Here is a 16,985-nt window from a genome sequence, read left to right as displayed (position 1 = left end):
GCGCAAGCCCCTTGGCCCAGCCCCGCCCCATAAGCGGATTATGGCATCGGGCGATCGTCCCAATCCTGCGTCAGGATGCGATTGGCATCGCCTTCTGGGTCGTCATATTGGCGATTGCGCATGGCCCAGACGAAGAAGATCAAGCCCAGAGAACCAAGGAACAAAGACACCGGAATAAGGATACCCAAAACGTCCATTATTTCAGCCTTAATGCGTTCAACGAGACGGTGATCGAGGACAAAGACATAGCCAGCGCAGCGGCAAGTGGTGTCGCCATCCCGACCAATGCAAGCGGCACTGCGACCACGTTATAGCCGCCCGAAATCATGAAATTCTCAACGATTCGGCGGCTGGCTTGGCCAGAAATGCGCACCGCATCTGCGATCGGGGCCATGTCTTGGCCCAAAAGCACGATGTCCGAGGCAACGCGGGCCGCATCCAGCGCCGAAGCGGGCGAGATCGAGACATGCGCCGCTGCCAATGCAGCCGTGTCATTCAGACCGTCACCCACCATCAACACCCGGTGCCCCTCGGCCATCAGCCCAGAGACCCGCGCCGACTTCTCGGCCGGCAACTGCCCCGAGGCCCATTCGCTGATCCCCAACCGCTCGGCCGTGGCGCGCACTGCCGCCTCGGCATCGCCCGACAGCAGGATCACCCGCTTGCCCGCTTTGATCAGCGCCGAGACGGCCAGATCTGCACCGGGGCGCGGGCGGTCAGTGAAGGTAAAGGCCAAAGGTGCGGCCCCCTCCCCCAGCGAAAGCCATGTTGCGGTCTCAGCAACCAAGGCCGGATCGGCGCCGCACCAAGCCGCACGGCCAAGTCGCAGCGTCTGGCCCTGCCAATGCCCCTCAATCCCATAGCCCGGCACTTCGCGCAGAGCCTCGACCGCTGCCGGGACAATGCCACGCGCGCGGGCAGCATCGGTCAGAGACCGTGCCAAGGGGTGCGACGACGCCTCGGCCAAGGCCAAAGCCAGTGACAGCGCCCGCGGCGAATGCGTCTCAAGATTGGTCGGCTCGGGCGTGCCAAGGGTCAGCGTGCCGGTCTTATCAAAGACCACCGTGTCCACCTCGGCCAACCGCTCTAAAGCCGTGCCTTGCTTGATCAATAGCCCTTTGCGGAACAGCCGCCCCGAGGCTGCGGTCACCACGGCAGGCACCGCCAGCCCCAAAGCGCAGGGGCAGGTGATGATCAGCACCGCCGCCGAGATATTCACCGCGTAGCGCACATCGCCGTCGGTCTGCCACATCCAAAAGGCCAAGGCGGCGAAGGACAACACATGCACCAAAGACGAGTAATAGCCCGAGGCGCGCTCGGCGAGGCTGGTGTAGCGGGTCTTGGCGGCCTCGGCCACAGCGACCAGATCAGCCATGCGGTGCAGGCTTGAATCCTTGCCCGCCGCCGTCACGCGCAGCACCAAAGGCCCAGTCAGATTGACCTCACCCGCCGAAACCTCGGCCCCCTCCTCGGCGAAGACCGGCAGGCTTTCGCCCGTCAACAAGCTGCGATCCAGCTCTGACGTGCCTTGTGTGACCACCCCATCCACCGGCACCCGCGCACCGGGCCGCACCAACACCAGATCGCCGGGGCTAACCTCGGCGGTGGGGGTCATCACCTCAACCCCGTCGCGCAAAACGATGCTGCGGGGCACCTCTAATGCCGCCAGCTCTTCAGCGGCCGAGCGGGCAATGGCGCGCGTGCGATAGTCCAAGTACCGCCCGATCAGCAGGAAGAAACACAGCATCACGGCGGCATCGAAATAGGCGTGATGGCCGGAATGGATCGTCTCATAAAGCGAGATCCCCGAGGCAAGGATCAGCGCCAATGAGATCGGCACATCCATCCCCACCCGCCCCACCCGCAGCGAGGCCCAAGCCGAGCGGAAGAAGGGCTGTCCGCTGAAGATCACCGTCGGCAGCGCGATCGCACCGGAAAGCCAGTGGAACATATCGCGCGTCGCCGCATCAGCCCCTGACCACACGGCAACCGAGAGCAGCATGACGTTCATCATCGAGAAGAACGCCACGCCCAGCCGCATCAAGAGATCGCGCGCGGTGCGGTCGGCTTCGGTGGCCGAGAGAGCCCCCGCGTCCAGCTCATAAGCCTCATAGCCCACCGATTTCAGCACCGCGATCAGATCATCGGGCGTGACCTGTGGCTCGGCTTCCACCAAAGCGCGCTTTTGTGTCAGGTTCAGCCGGGCCGAGGTGACGCCGGGCGCCCGCGCCAGCGCCGCCTCAACGGTCGAGATACAAGCGGCGCAATGGGCTGCCGGCAAAGACAGCATGATCCGCGCCGGCTTTTGCGCCCTGATCTGGGCAATGCGTTCCGCCGAAGGGGCTGCCACACAGGCCGGACAGGCCGAAAGCCCGCCGCCAAAGCTGCCGTGATCGGGTTCTGCAAGCGACATGGCCTTAGCCCTTAACGTAGAAGTTGAAGCGCTGCTCAAAGCGGGTGCCATCTTTGGCAAAGGCGGTCAGCTTCACCATCCATTGCCCCGTGCCCAAATTGACCGGCGCCTCATAAACGCCGCCTGCGTAAGTGAAGACCGGTGTCACATCATCTTGGGCCGAGGTCGGGCGACCGATCAGCACATCCATCGCGCCAACCTCGACCGGAGCCCCTGCGGCATCGGTGATCGACAAGGTCACAAGGCCGGGCGCGGTGGTTGGCGTGACCGTCCAACCCAAAGCCTCTTGTGCGTCGCGGCGCTGGTCGAACTCTTGGCTCGCCACATAGGTGTTTTTGGCCTCAAGCCCGGGGAATGTACTGACAGCTTGGAAGGCCATCACCAGATTGACACCGATGATGATGGCAAAGGCACCGCACATCACCGCTGCCACTTTGCGTCCTGTGATCTCGGCCATGTCAGTGTCCTCTGCCATTAAAGATGGTGTCTTGTGCAACGCGCTCGCGCGCGGGCTGCGGCGCTGTCACCTCAGATCCCGGCTGGTCGCCCAGATCCTCAACCCAAATCCGCAAAGGAATGCGCGGCGTGGTGGCGGCCGAGCTGCCAGCGGGGGCGGTGATATAAAGCCGCACCGCTTTGGTTTCATTGGCTGGAACCTTCAGCCGCAGCCCCGGCTCGCCTTCCAAGGCCATTTTGAACGGTCCAGCGTCAGAGCTGGCCGAGATTTCAAACCAATGCGCCTCGCCATGCTTGTTGCGCAGCCGCAGGTCATAGCTGTTGCGGATCGCCCCATCCGAAAGCGTCACAAAGGTCGGGTTGCGGATCGGGGTGACGTTGAAGTCAATCTCGCTGCGTAGGAACAAGGCGACCACAAGGCCCACCCCCACCGTCGCCCAAAGCGCGGTGTAAAGCAGCGTGCGCGGACGCAGCACATGCTTCCAGACCGAGATCGGCTTTTTGCCTGCGCGCTCGGCCGTCTCATCGGTCAGGGCGAGGTAGCCGATCAGCCCGCGCGGGCGGTCGATCTTGTCCATCATGTCGTTGCAGGCATCGATGCAAAGCCCGCAGGTGATGCAGGCCAGTTGCTGGCCATCGCGGATGTCGATGCCCATTGGGCAGACGTTGACGCAAGCCATGCAGTCGATGCAATCGCCGGTGCCTTCGGTCTTTTGCTTGCCGCGCGGCTCGCCCCGCCAGTCGCGGTAGCCGATGGTCAGCGTATCCTCATCCATCATCGCGGCTTGGATGCGCGGCCAAGGGCAGGCGTAGATGCAAATTTGCTCGCGGGCAAAGCCGCCGAAGATGAAGGTGGTGGCGGTCAACACAAACAGGGTGATCCAAGCCACCGGATGCGCTTGCAGATGCAAAAGATCATGCAAAAGCTGCGGTGCATCGGTGAAATAGAAGATCCAAGCGCCGCCGGTCGCGGCAGCGATCAACAGCCAAAGCGTCCATTTCACTGCACGTTTGCGGGCCTTTTCCAGATCCCACTCCTTGCGGTGCAGCCGAATGCGGGCGTTGCGGTCACCCTCGACCCAGCGCTCGACAAGGATGAAAAGATCGGTCCAGACGGTCTGTGGGCAGGCATAGCCGCACCAAACCCGGCCCAAGGCGCTGGTGAAAAGGAAGAGCCCCAGCCCCGCCATGATCAAAAGGCCGGCGACGAAGTAAAACTCCTGCGGCCAGATCTCGATCATGAAGAAGAAGAACCGCCGATGCGCGATATCGACCAGCACGGCTTGGTCTGGCAGGCTTGGCCCGCGGTCCCAACGCAACCACGGTGTGATGTAGTAGATCCCCAGCGTCACCGCCATGATCCACCACTTCAAATTGCGAAACGCCCCCTTTACCCGGCGCGGAAAGATCGGTTCGCGCGCAGCGTAAAGCGAGGGCGGTTGGGTATCAGGGCTACTCACGAGACAGTCTCCGGGCGGGCTTTGTTGCCCTCTTTTGCGCCAAGCGGCGGTGCAAAACCTTGACTTGGGTCAATTTCCTCATCTGCGATGCGGATTTTATCGCAGCGCCAAGCTGGGCATGGGTGGAATGAAAAACGGCGGCGATTTAACGCGCCGCCGTTTGATTTTCTTGGCTTATTCGCCGCCGCCCAATGAGTGGACGTAGAACGAAACCGCGCGGATTTGGTCTTCGGTCAGACGGCCCGCCCATTCCGGCATCACGCCAAAGCGCGCTTTCGAGACCGAGTCGTTGATCGCCTCACGGCTGTTGCCATAAAGCCAAACCGCATCGGTCAGCTTCGGCGCGCCTTGGCTGCGGTCGCCCTCACCGGCGGCACCATGGCAGGCCGAGCAGTTGTCGGCATAGACCGTGCCCCCAGCACTGGCCAAAGCGGCGTCATGCTCTTGGCCCGAGATTTGCAGGACATATTCCACGACCTCAGCGATCTGGGCTTTCTCCAGCAAGCCGTCGGTGCCGAATTTCGGCATCTCAGAATAGCGAGACTCGGCGTCGGTGGTGCTGCGAATGCCATGTGCGACGGTCTGATGTATCTCTTCCATCGAGCCGCCCCAAAGCCAGTCGTCATCCAAAAGGTTCGGATAGCCAAGGCTTTGCACCCCAGCCGCCCCTGCCCCGTGGCATTGTGCGCAGGTCGTCTTGAAGACGGCAGCGCCGGCACGGCTGGCGTAGCTGGCCAAAGCCTCATCCTCGCCAATCGCATTCAGATCGACCGAGACCAGTTGCGTCTTCACCGCCGCATTGGTCGCATCCATCTGCGCGATATCCGCCGCCACCGCCTCACGGGCGTTATAGCCCAAGACGCCTTGGGTGACGCCGTTCAGCCAAGGCCAAGCCGGATAGGCCACCGTGTAGCCAATCCCCCAGATGATGGTGGCGTAGAAAATCCACACCCACCAGCGCGGCATCGGATTGTCGTATTCCTGAATGCCGTCCCATTCATGCCCCGTCGTCGGCACCTCATGCGGCGGCTTCGTCACTTTTTTGGCGCACATCTTACGCCTCCTTACCAGCGGAAGGTTTGGCTTCCGCGGGAGCGCTGTCGTCGCGGAAGATCGAATTGGCAGCCTCGGCATGCAGGGCTTTGCTGCTGGGACGCAGCACCCACAGGCAGGAGCCGACGAAGAAGAGCGTCATGAACAGAAGCCCCCAACTGTCGGCGAGGTGGCGCAGGAAGGTATAAAATTCCATGGCTTACCCCTTAGCGGTTGGCATCAGGCAGGAAGGTCGAGAAATCGACCATCGTGCCCAAGACTTGGATATAGGCGATCAAGGCATCGGCCTCGGTGATGCCCGGCTGGCCGTCGAAGTTGCGCACATTCACGTCGCGCCCGCCGGGGAAAGCCGCCGCGCCGTAACGCGCCTGCAAGCCATCACTGTCAGCATTGGGGTCCGCTTGGGCGCTGAAGTCGGCCTTGGCCTCGGCGATCATCTCCTCGGTATAAGGCACGCCGACCATCGCATTGGCCTTCACCATATCGCCGATATCCTCGCCATCCAGCTTAGCGCTGAAGAGGAAGCCATAGGGCGGCATCACCGATTCCGGCACCACGGATTTGGCATCGAAGAAGTGGTCACGGTGCCATTCATCCGAATAGCGCCCGCCGACCCGGGCCAGATCCGGCCCAGTGCGCTTCGATCCCCATTGGAACGGGTGGTCGTATTTCGACTCCGCCGCCAGCGAGTAGTGACCGTAACGCTCCACCTCATCGCGCATCGGGCGGATCATCTGGCTGTGGCAGACCGCGCAGCCTTCACGGATGTAGATCTGCCTGCCCGCCAGTTCCAAAGGTGTGTAGGGCCGCATGCCGTCCACATCTTCGATGGTGTTTTCCAGATAGAAAAGCGGCACGATCTGCACCAGCCCGCCGATGGTGACGGTCAAAAAGGCCAGCACCATCAGCAGCGTCGCGTGGGTCTCAATCGCTTTGTGTTTGTCTAGAAGAGCCATTGCTGTCCCCTCTCCTTATGCAGCCGGGACAAGGTCATTGGCATTCACCGCGGCTTTCGCCGGCTGAGCCTTGACCGTCATCCAGAGGTTGTAGGCCATGATGAGAGCACCCGAGAGGAACATCAGCCCGCCCAAAGTCCGCACCACGTTCATCGGATATTTCGCTGCCACCGTGTCGGCGAAGGCATTGACGAGGAAGCCATTGGCATCAACTTCACGCCACATCAGACCTTCCATGATCCCCGTGACCCACATCGAAGCCGCGTAGAGCACGATGCCGATGGTCGCGAGCCAGAAGTGCCAGTTGACCAACCGCAGGCTGTAAAGCCCGGCGCGGTTCCACAGGCGCGGCGTCAGATAGTACAAAAGGCCAAAGGTGATCAGCCCGTTCCAGCCCAAAGCGCCGGAATGCACGTGGCCGATGGTCCAGTCGGTATAGTGGCTCAGCGAGTTCACCGCCTTGATCGACATCATCGGACCTTCAAAGGTCGCCATGCCATAGAAGGCCACTGCCGCCACCATCATCCGAATAACCGGATCGGTGCGCAGCTTGTCCCATGCGCCCGAAAGCGTCATCAGACCGTTGATCATGCCACCCCAGCTCGGCATCCACAGGATGATCGAGAAGACCATGCCAAGGGTCGAAGCCCATTCCGGCAGAGCGGTGTAATGCAGGTGGTGCGGACCGGCCCAGATATAAAGGAAGATGATCGCCCAGAAGTGGATGATCGACAGCTTATAGCTGTAGACCGGACGCTCGGCCTGTTTCGGCACGAAGTAATACATCATGCCAAGGAAGCCGGCGGTCAGGAAGAAGCCCACGGCGTTGTGGCCATACCACCATTGGATCATGGCGTCTTGCACGCCAGAGGTGACTTGCACCGAGGCCGAGCCGAAGAACGACACCGGCACCGCCATGTTGTTCACAAGGTGCAGCATCGCGATGGTGATGATGAAGGCAAGGTAGAACCAGTTCGCCACATAGATATGCGGCTCACGGCGCTTCATGATCGTGCCGGCGAAGATGGCAAGGAAGCCAACCCAAACCACCGTGATCAGGATGTCGATGTGCCAAGCGGGCTCGGCATATTCTTTGCCTTGGCTGCCGCCGAAGACGTAAGAGGTCGCGGCCAGAAGGATCACCAGCTGCCAGCCCCAGAAAACGAAGTTCGGCAAAGCCGAGCCGCCCCAAAGCCGCACGGCGCAGGTGCGCTGCACGACATAGAAGGCCGAGGTGATGAGCGCGGTGCCACAGAAGGCAAAGATCACCGCCGAAGTGTGCAAGGGCCGCAAACGGCCAAAGTTGCCCACGCCTTGCAAAGCCTCAAAGTTGAGCCAAGGCCAAGCCAGCTGCGCGGCGATGACCACGCCGACCAGAAAGCCAACGATGCCCCAGAAGGTGGTCAGAAAGACCCCCCAGCGGATCAGCCCGTCATTGTATTCTCCTTGATTGACGCGCTTGGGTTCTCCCACCCCGCGCAGCACCCAAAGAAAGGCGATGGTGGCAACCACCATCACCTCGATCGCATTCAGCATGAACGCCAGATCGCGCGCGTAATTGGCCGCAATTGCGGCCAGCACCGCAATCGCGCCCAGCACGATCAGCTTGAGGTAATCCCACATGTTCGGTCCCTTCGACTTCTTGACCCGCCTTGGATCTGCACCCCTCGGGTGCCCCTGCTGCCGAAGCTTCGAAAGGCATGCGAAATGAGGCGCCGGCGGGTGGCTCGACAGCCCGCTTATGCGCAGGCGCGCGGGATCATTCCTTGATCTGCATCAACACGATGCGCCGGTCCGTTTGATGCGGATCAAAGCGCAAGCTTTTTGGCGGGTTCAGCATGAGGTTCAGACGCATCGCAGCCGAAAGGGCCTCGCATGGCTTACAAATCGATTCTCACCGTGGTGACCGAGACCAAGCGCAGCCCCGCCGCCCTCGCGGCTGCCGCGCAGCTGTGCCAAAATGCCGATGCGCATCTTGAGGCGCTGGCCTTGGGGATCGACCCCAATCAGGTGGATTACGCAGCCCTTGGCGCCGGGGTGGCGATGTTGCGCCTTGGCCTTGAGCGCGCCGAGGCCGAGGCGCGGGCCCATCGCGCTTTGGCCGAAACCGCGCTCGCCGCGCACCCCCTTGGCCTGCGCTCTAGCGTTGAAACCGCGATCTGCCCCTTGGGCGGGCTGACAGAACTTGTCGCCGCCCATGCCCGCTATGCTGATCTGGTGGTGCTTGGCAAACCCTATGGCAGTCCGGCAACGCCCGAGGCCGAGGCCGTGCTCGAGGCCGCGCTATTTGACGGTATGGCGCCGGTGCTGGTGGTGCCGGAGAGCGGCCTTCCCGCCGCTCGGCCAAAGCGCATCATGCTGGCTTGGAACCAAAGCCGTGAGGCTTTGACCGCCACCCGCCGCGCGTTGCCTTTGCTCAAACAGGCCGAGAAGGTGACGATCACCGTTGTTGATCCCTCACCACGCGGGGCGGAACGCTCGGATCCCGGCGGCCAGCTTTGCCAGCTTTTGGTGCGCCACGGCGTGCGGGCCGAAGTGTCGGTGCTGGCGCGCAGCCTACCGCGGATCTCGGACGTGCTGCACCGCGCTTGCCGCGATGCGGGGGCGGATCTTTTGGTGATGGGCGCTTACGGCCATTCGCGCTTCCGCCAAGCCATCTTGGGCGGTGCCACCCGCAATATGCTCGAACAGGCCGAGCTGCCGGTCTTCATGGCGCATTGATCCAGCAGAGCAGCCGCAAAGCGGCTGCGTTCTTTTTAAGCCCGCCTCTGCGCGTGCCGCGCAACCGGCGGGCGGATGCCTCCGGCGGGGATATTTAGAGTTCTGAAAGAAAGCCCCCCCTTTCAGAACTTATGTCCCCGCAGGAAGGAAGGTCTTGTTGGAAAAACCGCGCCGGGCAAAATGCCCCGCCTGCCGTGGCTCAAGCCAGCATCCCGCCGTCATTGTCATCGCCCGCCTCTTCCACCAGCCGGTCGAAATCGGGGATGGTGACTTGGCGCTTGCCCTCAAGGCTGATCACCCCATCGCGCTTCAGCGCCGAGATCTGCCGGCTCACCGTCTCAAGCGTTAGCCCGAGGTAATCGGCCATTTCCTCGCGCGTCAGCGGCAGGGTCACTGCAAGGTTCCCCCCGACCGGTCGCAGATGCAGCGAGGCGTCGCGCCGCGCGATGATGGCGATCAGCGAGGCGATCTTTTCACGCGCGGTCTTGCGGCCCAAAAGCAGCATCCATTCGCGTGCCGCATCCAGCTCATCCAGCGTCATCTCAAGCAGACGCTCGGCGATATGCGGGGTTTTGCGCATCATGTCTTCGAAAGGCTTTTTGCGGAAGCAGCACATCACCACATCGGTGGTGGCGGTCACATCATAAGCCGCCGTGTTGCGCCCCGGACGCCCCACAAAATCCGACGGCAGCAACAGCCCCACCATCTGCCGCCGCCCGTCTTCCATCGTCTGGGTCAGCGTCGCGATGCCGCTGACCACCGAGGCCACGAAATCCATCCGATCGCCAGACCAGACAATGGTCTGCCCCGCCTCATAGCCGCGGTAGTATTTCATATGCTCCAGCGTCGAGAGCTCGTCGGTTTCGCATCTGGCACAGACCGCACGATGCCGGATCGGACAATCGCCGCATTCAACCAAAGCGCCAGTGGCGATCTGCAGTGCCATGTCTTCCTCACGCCCCTTGATCTGCATCAAGGATCCAGCCCCCCGACGCCGCTAAAGCTAGCCTTATGACACTCGACAAGCAACTCGTACGACTTGGACTTTTTGACGCGCGGGTGCCGCGCTACACTTCATATCCAACCGCCCCGCATTTTGCAGGCGGCGTCGATCCGCAAAGGTTCACCGATTGGATTGAAGCGATCCCAGAAGGGGCCGAGATCTCCCTATACGTTCATGTCCCCTTCTGCCGCAGGTTGTGCTGGTTCTGCGCCTGCCGCACGCAGGGCACCTCGAGCGACGATCCCGTCATCGCTTACGCTCAGACGCTGCGGACCGAGATCGCCCTCCTTGCCCGGCATCTGCCACCTGGGGTGCGGCTCTCGCGGTTGCATTGGGGCGGCGGCACGCCCACCATCCTGCCTCCCGCCGAGATCAGCGCTTTGGCAAAGGCGATCTTTGCCGTGGCGCCTATGGCTCCGGGCGGTGAGTTCTCGGTAGAGATCGATCCCAATGAGATTGATGATGCGCGGCTGGATGCTTTGGCTGCGGCAGGGATGAACCGTGCCTCGATTGGGGTGCAGGACTTTGATCCGCTGATCCAAAAGGCCATTGGCCGGATCCAAGATTACACCCTGACCCGCGATGTGGCCGAGGCCATCCGCGTGCGGGGCGTGCAATCCTTGAACGCCGATATTTTGTACGGCCTGCCGCATCAAACGCCCGAGCGGATCAGCGCCTCGGTGCGCCAGCTTCTCAGCCTCTCGCCTGATCGGGTGGCGCTTTACGGCTATGCCCATGTGCCGTGGATGAGCCGACGCCAGCAGATGATCCCCTCGCATGCCATGCCAACGCCGGAAGAACGGTTGCAGCTTTTCGAGACTGCGCGGCAGATGTTTGTCGAAGCCGGCTATGATGAGATTGGCATCGACCATTTCGCCAAACCTTCGGATGGTATGGCGAAAGCCCTGCGCGCAGGCCAACTGCGGCGCAATTTCCAAGGCTATACGGATGATCAAGCGCAGGCCTTGATCGGGCTTGGCGCCTCCTCGATCAGCCGTTTCCCGCAAGGCTATGCGCAAAACGCCTCGGCCACCGCCGCCCATACCAAGGCGATCCGGTCGGGCGCCTTCAGCACCCATCGCGGCCATGTCTTCGACGGCGACGACCGGCTGCGTGGCCGGATCATTGAGGCGCTGATGTGTGACTTCCGCGTTGACCGCGCCGAGCTTACCCGTGATCACGACGCCGATCCGGTTTGGCTTGATGAGCTCTTTGCCGAAGCCGCCGCCCCCTTTGGCGAGATGGTCAATCTGCAAGACGGAGTGTTCTCGATCCCTGAACCCGCACGCCCCTTGACCCGGATCATCGCGCGCGCCTTTGACGCCTATGATCCCAATAAGGCCCAGCACTCCGCCGCGATCTGACGAAAGGCGGCGGGGAAATCGACAAAATCTGCGTGATTGCCGGGCTTAGGTCGGGCAATCATGCCTTTCCAAACGGCGCGAAGCGATGCAGCATGGCCGGGCCTTACCCCGTGTCGGAGATCGTTTATGCGCGCGCTGTTCACAGCTTTGCTGCTTTGCATTGGCTTTTTGTCCATCGCGCCACGCGCGCAGGCGCAGGCTTGGCCCGACCAGCCCTTTGACGCCTCGACCATGAGCCGCGAAGACACCGCAACCTTGCAAGCCGCCTTGGCCTTTTCGGGCGATTATTTCGGCTATGCAGACGGTGTCTGGAACGCCGATGCGCAGACCGCGCTTGAGGCATGGACCTTGCGTGTCGAAAAGGCCAAGCAACCGCTTTACCGCCACCTGAGCCGGTTGATCCTTGCCTTAGAGGATGAGCGAGTGAAGAACGGCTGGCAGCTCTTTTACTCCGATATCTCCAACACCTCATATCTGCATCCGTTTGAGCTGTTGGAGACGGTTGAGAACCCCGACATGGTTGAGTTTGCCTCAGCAGACAGCGGCGTCTCGCTGATCGTGCGCCTCACTGACCAAGGGCAGATGCAATCGGTGCATGATTGGTTTTACAACAATGCTGTAAATCCGGACCCTTACCGCTATAACGACGACAAGCTTTGGATCACGATGATTTCGCTCGAAGGCGACCTTTTGGCCTATGCCAGATCCGATTTTCACGACGGCACTTGGTCCACCCTGTCTGTCGTGGTGACGCAGGATTACTTCTATCATCTTAACCTGATGGCGGCGTCGATGATGGTTGGCCAAGGGCCAGCCAGCCTGCTTTGGACCAAAGGTGGGGTGATCGATCAGGTGATCAATGGCGGCTCCAATGCCGCCCCACCCACGCTGGCCTCGCGCGAGAGCGGTCCCAAGGACCAAGTGCGCCGACCGCTGCCGCCCGGCGTGGCAGCAAGCCCTCCCCCGCCGCCTGAGATGCCGCCCGCCAGCCCCCCCGCCAGCGGCGATGGCACCGTGATCGCCGCCACAAAACCCGAAGCTTCAGCGCCGCCGCTTTTGGGCACGCCGGGTCCGGCGACCGGCAGCCCCGAGGGCGCAGCCGCTCCGGCGGCAAGTCCGCCTGCGGTTATCGGCATCGGCAGCCCGGGCGCGCCCCCGGCGCGCGAGCCAGGGCACATGCCTGCGGCCAGCCCGGGTGCAGCCACGCCCGAGCCGCCCCCCACCGCCCCGCGCGCCAAGGTGAGTGGCACGCTAAAAGGTTCCGGCACCGGCTTTTATCTTGCCCCCACCATGCTCGTCACCGCCGCCCATGTGGTCGAAGGCTGCGGTGCGGTGGCCATGATCGACGGCACCGCTTTGGAGATCGTGGCCAAGGACAGCTCCGCCGATCTGGCAGTGCTCTCTGGCGCCACCGATGTCGGCGCTTGGCTGCGGCTCTCGGCGCTTGAGGTGCCAAAGCTGGGTGAAAGCGTCACCGCGCTTGGCTACCCCTATTACACCAGCCTTGATCAAGGGCTGACCGTCACCTCAGGCAATGTCAGCGCGCTGCGCGGCATTGATGGCTCGTCCAATCGGGTGATGATCACCGCCCCCGTGCAGCCCGGCAATTCCGGCGGGCCTTTGCTCAACCCCAAAGGCGCGGTGATCGGCGTGGTGGTCAGCCGCGTCGATGATATGGCGATCCTCGAAGAGACGGGCAGCCTGCCGCAGAATATGAACTTCGCCGTGCCCTCGGGGCCGCTGCTGACCTTCCTTGCGCAAAACCGCATCACCCGCCCGCAAGGCGAGGGCACCGGGGGGGCGGTCACCGGCGGCGTGCCAGAAGGCGTTGCCAATGCGGTCGTACCGCTTCACTGCTACGAATAAGCCCGACCGCAGGCCCTTAGCGCGGGGCCTGCGGTTTGCCGCCGTAGATTTCACAGGCAAAAGCGGCGATCTCGGCCCTTGCTTAAGCCCAAAACGGATTGCTTCATGGCCCCGCAACAGATCCCACCGCGCAAAAGCGGATTTGCGCATTTTCTGGCCGCCGCCAGCTATTCCGTCGCCGGGTTGAAGCGGCTTTCGCGCGAAAGTGCCTTTCGGCAAGAGGCGGGTTTAGGCCTTCTGGCCGTGCTGGTGCTGGCCATTTCGGGCGCGCCCCTCTTGGCCCTCTGCGGCATGGTGGCGCTGGTGCTCCTTCTGATCGCGACCGAGGCACTGAACACAGCGCTCGAGGTGCTGGTGGATCACCTCTCGCCCCAATGGTCGCAATTTGCCAAAGATGCCAAAGATTTAGGCTCTTTGGCCGTGGCTTGCGTCGCGGTGGTTGCGATCGGCTATTTCGTTTTGGCCCTCTGCTGGGCCTAAACGCGGGCCTGACCCTAGGTTATGCAACTGGCACATAGCTGCACTGCGGCATCAAGCCCTTGCTGCGACGCAGAAACTCCTTACATCCCGCCTCGAGGGAGCGTGATTGTTAAAGGACTGCCCGATGTCTGCCCACGACCAAAACCTGCCCAAAGCCGCCGCTGCCGCTGCCGCGACCGAGGCTGCCCAGCCGCAAAAACAGCCCAGTGCCAGCGTCGCGCAAGCGCTTGAGCAAATGTACGGCTATTTCAACCGCCGCGGCTGACCCGCGCGGGCTTTGACCCGTGCCACAAGCGCCCGCTTACCTTGACTTCGGTCAGGCTCGGGCGCATATCCATAGCGATTGGCCGGAGGTTACCCATGTTCATCCAGACCGAATCCACCCCGAACCCCGCCACGCTCAAGTTCCTGCCAGGGCAAAGCGTGCTGGAAATCGGCACCGCGGATTTCCCCAACGCTGAAGCTGCGGCCAAATCGCCGCTGGCGCATCGCATCTTTGCAGCGGGCGGCGTCACCGGCGTCTTCTTCGGTTCGGATTTCGTGACCGTCACCAAGGCCGATGATGTGGAATGGCAGCACATCAAGCCCGCGATCCTTGGCGCGATCATGGAGCATTACCAATCCGGCGCTCCGGTGATGGATGGTGAGGCGAAGCCCGCTGGCGGCCATGCTGCGCATACCGGCGAAGATGGCGATATTGTTCGTCAGATCAAAGAGTTGCTCGACACCCGCGTGCGTCCCGCTGTGGCGCAAGACGGCGGCGACATCACCTTCCACGGCTTTGACCGTGGTGTGGTCTATCTGCATATGCAGGGCGCTTGCGCCGGTTGCCCCTCTTCGACGCTGACGCTCAAAATGGGCATCGAGAACCTTCTGCGCCATTACATCCCGGAAGTGACCGAGGTGCGTCCTGTCGCAGCCTAATCTCTTCGCCGAAGCTCCGCTTCTGGCCTTCGACACATCGGCGGCGCATTGCGCCGCCGCTTTGCTTTTGCCGGATGGTCGGCTGATCAGCCGCGAAGAGCCGATGCAAAAGGGCCAAGCCGAGCGTTTGGTCCCCTTGCTCAATGAGTTGATGTCCGAGGCCGGCTTGCAATGGTCCGATCTCAAGCGCCTTGCCGTTGGCATTGGTCCGGGCAACTTCACCGGCGTGCGGATCTCTGTTGCCACCGCGCGCGGCTTTGCCTTGGCACTGAACATTCCCGCCATCGGCGTCACCCGGCTTGAAGCTTTGGCTCACGGCCTGCCGCAGCCGCTACGTGTGGCGGAAGACGCCCGCCAAGGCCTTGCTTATGTGCAAGATTTCCCCGCAGGCACCGCCCGGATTGAGCCTTTGCAACCGCATGATGGCCCCGCCACCGGCTCTGCCGCCGGGGATGAGGCGCTGCCCCCCGCCATGCCCATCGCCGAGGCCATCGCCCGGATCGCGGCGCTGCGCGCCCCCGGAGCCGCCCCTGCGCCCTTCTACCTTAAGGGCGCCGATGCCGCCCCGCCCTCGGACCCGCCGCCGGTGATCCTGCCCTCGGACCCCCAGCCGTGACGCCCGAGGCGCTGGCCGCGCTGCACCAAAGCTGCTTTCAGACCCCGCCCCCTTGGTCAGCCGCCGATTTCGCAAGCCTCACCGCCGATCCTTTGGTCTTTCTTCTGACCGAAGGCGAGGCGGGTTTCCTCCTTGGTCGCGCCGTCGCCGGTGAGGCCGAGCTTTTGACCCTTGCCGTCGCCCCGGATAGCCGTCGCTTGGGTCTTGGCCGCAAGCTGGTGGCCGCGTTTCTGACCACCGCCGGCACGCGCGGCGCAGAGCAGGCTTTCCTTGAAGTCAGCGCAGAAAACCCTGCCGCCATAGCACTTTACGAATCACAAGGCTTTCAAACTGCCGGCCGCCGCCGCGGCTATTACGCCGCCGAAGGCCGCCGCATTGATGCGCTTGTGATGGCACGCGCGCTCTAAGCCGATCTGACGCAATGTCACGGCGAAATCCGGGCTTGTGACCGCTAACGCCCCCGCCCTTCGCGCGAATCCGTCTTGACCCCAAGCGGCCCTTTCCGGCTAATCTTATCCTATACCCCGCCCACGACCGGCGATCCGGCGCTTGGCGCGGTGTTGTGCATTATCAACCGGGAGAGCGACCATGACCCTGATGAAATCCCTCTGCGGGGCAAGCGCCTTGCTGGCCTTGATGGCCGGCGCCGCAGCGGCTGAGCCGGCCGTACTCTTCGATCTCGGCGGCAAGTTCGACAAAAGCTTCAACGAGGCCGCTTTCGGTGGCGCTGAGCGTTGGGCCAAGGAAACTGGCGGCACCTATAAAGAGCTTGAGATGCAAGATGAGGCGCAGCGCGAGCAAGCCCTCCGCCGTCTCGCAGGTGCCGGCGCAAACCCGATTGTGATGACCGGCTTTGCTTTTGGCGATGTGATCTCGAAAGTCGCTCCCGAGTTCCCCGACACCAAATTCGCCATCATCGACATGGTCGTCGATCTGCCCAACGTGAAATCGGTGGTCTTCAACGAGCATGAAGGCTCCTATCTCGTTGGCGTCATGGCGGCGATGGCCTCCAAAACCAACACCGTCGGCTTCATCGGCGGCATGGATATCCCGCTGATCCGCAAATTCGGCTGCGGCTATGCGCAAGGCGTAAAAGACACCAAGGCGGATGCCACGGTGATCATCAACTGGACCGGCGACACACCGGCAGCATGGAACGACCCAGTGAAGGGCGCCGAGCTGACCAAAAGCCAAAAATCGCAAGGCGCAGACGTGATTTACGCCGCAGCCGGCGGCACCGGCATCGGCGTTTTGCAAGCCGCCGCGGATGAGGGCATTCTCTCGATCGGCGTCGACAGCAACCAAAACCACCTGCACCCCGGCTCGGTGCTGACCTCGATGCTGAAGCGGGTCGACAATGCCGTGTTTGAAGCCTTCTCCGAAGGCGAAAACCTCAAGCCCGGCATCAATGTCATGGGTCTCGCCAATGACGGCGTCGGCTATGCGATGGACGAACACAACGCCGCTCTGGTCACCCCCGAGATGCAAGCCGCCGTCGATGCAGCGGCTGCGAAAATCACCTCGGGTGAGATCAAAGTCCACGATTACACCAGCGACGACAGCTGCCCGGCAGCCCAGTTCTGATCCCCTTAGGGACATGATAGATGCCGCGCCGGTCTGACTGGCGCGGCATATTTTGCTTCTTCCCGCGTGTTGATGTCAGGGAAGGCGGC

18 protein-coding genes are annotated in these 16,985 nt (G+C 62.4%); 9 read left to right on the top strand and 9 right to left on the bottom strand.

Going from position 1 to position 16,985, the window contains the following annotated elements:
* Positions 1–38: 38 nt before the first annotated feature.
* From ccoS to ccoN, 8 genes are all read right to left on the bottom strand, one after another.
* On the bottom strand, positions 39–197 hold the full coding sequence (gene ccoS / locus Q9295_RS06150; RefSeq protein ID WP_306679642.1) for a cbb3-type cytochrome oxidase assembly protein CcoS: 159 nt from the start codon (positions 195–197) through the stop codon (positions 39–41).
* A complete protein-coding gene (locus Q9295_RS06145) occupies positions 197–2,413 on the bottom strand; it encodes a heavy metal translocating P-type ATPase (RefSeq protein WP_306679641.1) in 2,217 nt (738 codons plus the stop codon). Before Q9295_RS06145 ends, ccoS begins: the two co-directional genes overlap by 1 nt.
* 4 nt (positions 2,414–2,417) lie before the next feature.
* Positions 2,418–2,870 carry a FixH family protein gene (locus Q9295_RS06140; protein ID WP_306679640.1) on the bottom strand — a complete coding sequence of 151 codons (453 nt, stop codon included), beginning with the start codon at positions 2,868–2,870 and terminating at the stop codon, positions 2,418–2,420.
* Between the two features lies 1 nt (position 2,871).
* Entirely contained in the window at positions 2,872–4,329 is a 1,458-nt protein-coding gene (gene ccoG / locus Q9295_RS06135; protein ID WP_306679639.1) for a cytochrome c oxidase accessory protein CcoG, read from the bottom strand.
* Positions 4,330–4,503: 174 nt separating this feature from the next.
* Positions 4,504–5,382: a cytochrome-c oxidase, cbb3-type subunit III gene (gene ccoP, locus Q9295_RS06130; protein WP_306679638.1), complete on the bottom strand. Its 879-nt coding sequence runs from the start codon at positions 5,380–5,382 to the stop codon at positions 4,504–4,506.
* A gap of 1 nt (position 5,383) precedes the next feature.
* Positions 5,384–5,578 (bottom strand): cbb3-type cytochrome c oxidase subunit 3, encoded by a 195-nt coding sequence (locus Q9295_RS06125; protein WP_306679637.1) that lies wholly within the window; start codon positions 5,576–5,578, stop codon positions 5,384–5,386.
* A gap of 10 nt (positions 5,579–5,588) precedes the next feature.
* Positions 5,589–6,338 (bottom strand): cytochrome-c oxidase, cbb3-type subunit II, encoded by a 750-nt coding sequence (ccoO, locus tag Q9295_RS06120; protein WP_306679636.1) that lies wholly within the window; start codon positions 6,336–6,338, stop codon positions 5,589–5,591.
* A gap of 15 nt (positions 6,339–6,353) precedes the next feature.
* Entirely contained in the window at positions 6,354–7,961 is a 1,608-nt protein-coding gene (ccoN, locus tag Q9295_RS06115; RefSeq protein ID WP_306679635.1) for a cytochrome-c oxidase, cbb3-type subunit I, read from the bottom strand.
* Positions 7,962–8,213: 252 nt separating this feature from the next.
* On the opposite strand from ccoN, the gene Q9295_RS06110 reads away from it, so the two are divergent.
* A complete protein-coding gene (locus Q9295_RS06110) occupies positions 8,214–9,059 on the top strand; it encodes a universal stress protein (RefSeq protein WP_306679634.1) in 846 nt (281 codons plus the stop codon).
* 199 nt (positions 9,060–9,258) lie between these two features.
* On the opposite strand, the gene fnrL is transcribed toward Q9295_RS06110, so the two are convergent.
* Positions 9,259–10,005 carry a transcriptional regulator FnrL gene (fnrL, locus tag Q9295_RS06105; protein WP_306679633.1) on the bottom strand — a complete coding sequence of 249 codons (747 nt, stop codon included), beginning with the start codon at positions 10,003–10,005 and terminating at the stop codon, positions 9,259–9,261.
* A 65-nt stretch (positions 10,006–10,070) separates the two neighbouring features.
* Here fnrL and hemN point away from each other — a divergent pair, with 65 nt between their 5' ends.
* The 8 genes from hemN to Q9295_RS06065 all read left to right on the top strand — a co-directional run bounded on the left by hemN (position 10,071) and on the right by Q9295_RS06065 (position 16,896).
* On the top strand, positions 10,071–11,426 hold the full coding sequence (gene hemN / locus Q9295_RS06100) for an oxygen-independent coproporphyrinogen III oxidase (RefSeq protein ID WP_306679632.1): 1,356 nt from the start codon (positions 10,071–10,073) through the stop codon (positions 11,424–11,426).
* Between the two features lie 126 nt (positions 11,427–11,552).
* Positions 11,553–13,292, top strand: coding sequence for a S1C family serine protease (locus tag Q9295_RS06095; RefSeq protein ID WP_306679631.1), 1,740 nt, complete (start codon positions 11,553–11,555; stop codon positions 13,290–13,292).
* 105 nt (positions 13,293–13,397) lie between these two features.
* Positions 13,398–13,772, top strand: coding sequence for a diacylglycerol kinase (locus Q9295_RS06090; protein ID WP_306679630.1), 375 nt, complete (start codon positions 13,398–13,400; stop codon positions 13,770–13,772).
* A gap of 124 nt (positions 13,773–13,896) precedes the next feature.
* Positions 13,897–14,037 carry a hypothetical protein gene (locus Q9295_RS06085; protein WP_306679629.1) on the top strand — a complete coding sequence of 47 codons (141 nt, stop codon included), beginning with the start codon at positions 13,897–13,899 and terminating at the stop codon, positions 14,035–14,037.
* A 95-nt stretch (positions 14,038–14,132) separates the two neighbouring features.
* Complete coding sequence (locus tag Q9295_RS06080; protein WP_306679628.1) at positions 14,133–14,696, top strand: NifU family protein; 564 nt, start codon at positions 14,133–14,135, stop codon at positions 14,694–14,696.
* On the top strand, positions 14,683–15,312 hold the full coding sequence (tsaB, locus tag Q9295_RS06075; RefSeq protein ID WP_306679876.1) for a tRNA (adenosine(37)-N6)-threonylcarbamoyltransferase complex dimerization subunit type 1 TsaB: 630 nt from the start codon (positions 14,683–14,685) through the stop codon (positions 15,310–15,312). The genes Q9295_RS06080 and tsaB overlap by 14 nt, the downstream gene beginning before the upstream one ends.
* Positions 15,309–15,719 (top strand): ribosomal protein S18-alanine N-acetyltransferase, encoded by a 411-nt coding sequence (gene rimI, locus Q9295_RS06070; RefSeq protein WP_306679627.1) that lies wholly within the window; start codon positions 15,309–15,311, stop codon positions 15,717–15,719. Before tsaB ends, rimI begins: the two co-directional genes overlap by 4 nt.
* Before the next feature lie 181 nt (positions 15,720–15,900).
* A complete protein-coding gene (locus Q9295_RS06065; protein WP_306679626.1) occupies positions 15,901–16,896 on the top strand; it encodes a BMP family lipoprotein in 996 nt (331 codons plus the stop codon).
* Positions 16,897–16,985: the final 89 nt, after the last annotated feature.

It is taken from the genome of Pseudogemmobacter lacusdianii, from assembly GCF_030848395.1.
Classification (GTDB): domain Bacteria; phylum Pseudomonadota; class Alphaproteobacteria; order Rhodobacterales; family Rhodobacteraceae; genus Pseudogemmobacter; species Pseudogemmobacter lacusdianii.
The sequence above is the reverse complement of the archived record's forward strand: the minus strand, read 5'-3'. Positions and strand labels throughout refer to the sequence as shown.

Coding starts and splice junctions, on each gene's coding strand:
- ccoS (WP_306679642.1), bottom strand. CDS start 197: ATGGACGTTTTGGGTATCCTTATTCCGGTGTCTTTGTTCCTTGGTTCT.
- Q9295_RS06145 (WP_306679641.1), bottom strand. CDS start 2,413: ATGTCGCTTGCAGAACCCGATCACGGCAGCTTTGGCGGCGGGCTTTCG.
- Q9295_RS06140 (WP_306679640.1), bottom strand. CDS start 2,870: ATGGCCGAGATCACAGGACGCAAAGTGGCAGCGGTGATGTGCGGTGCC.
- ccoP (WP_306679638.1), bottom strand. CDS start 5,382: ATGTGCGCCAAAAAAGTGACGAAGCCGCCGCATGAGGTGCCGACGACG.
- Q9295_RS06125 (WP_306679637.1), bottom strand. CDS start 5,578: ATGGAATTTTATACCTTCCTGCGCCACCTCGCCGACAGTTGGGGGCTT.
- ccoO (WP_306679636.1), bottom strand. CDS start 6,338: ATGGCTCTTCTAGACAAACACAAAGCGATTGAGACCCACGCGACGCTG.
- ccoN (WP_306679635.1), bottom strand. CDS start 7,961: ATGTGGGATTACCTCAAGCTGATCGTGCTGGGCGCGATTGCGGTGCTG.
- Q9295_RS06110 (WP_306679634.1), top strand. CDS start 8,214: ATGGCTTACAAATCGATTCTCACCGTGGTGACCGAGACCAAGCGCAGC.
- fnrL (WP_306679633.1), bottom strand. CDS start 10,005: ATGGCACTGCAGATCGCCACTGGCGCTTTGGTTGAATGCGGCGATTGT.
- hemN (WP_306679632.1), top strand. CDS start 10,071: ATGACACTCGACAAGCAACTCGTACGACTTGGACTTTTTGACGCGCGG.
- Q9295_RS06095 (WP_306679631.1), top strand. CDS start 11,553: ATGCGCGCGCTGTTCACAGCTTTGCTGCTTTGCATTGGCTTTTTGTCC.
- Q9295_RS06090 (WP_306679630.1), top strand. CDS start 13,398: ATGGCCCCGCAACAGATCCCACCGCGCAAAAGCGGATTTGCGCATTTT.
- Q9295_RS06085 (WP_306679629.1), top strand. CDS start 13,897: ATGTCTGCCCACGACCAAAACCTGCCCAAAGCCGCCGCTGCCGCTGCC.
- Q9295_RS06080 (WP_306679628.1), top strand. CDS start 14,133: ATGTTCATCCAGACCGAATCCACCCCGAACCCCGCCACGCTCAAGTTC.
- Q9295_RS06065 (WP_306679626.1), top strand. CDS start 15,901: ATGACCCTGATGAAATCCCTCTGCGGGGCAAGCGCCTTGCTGGCCTTG.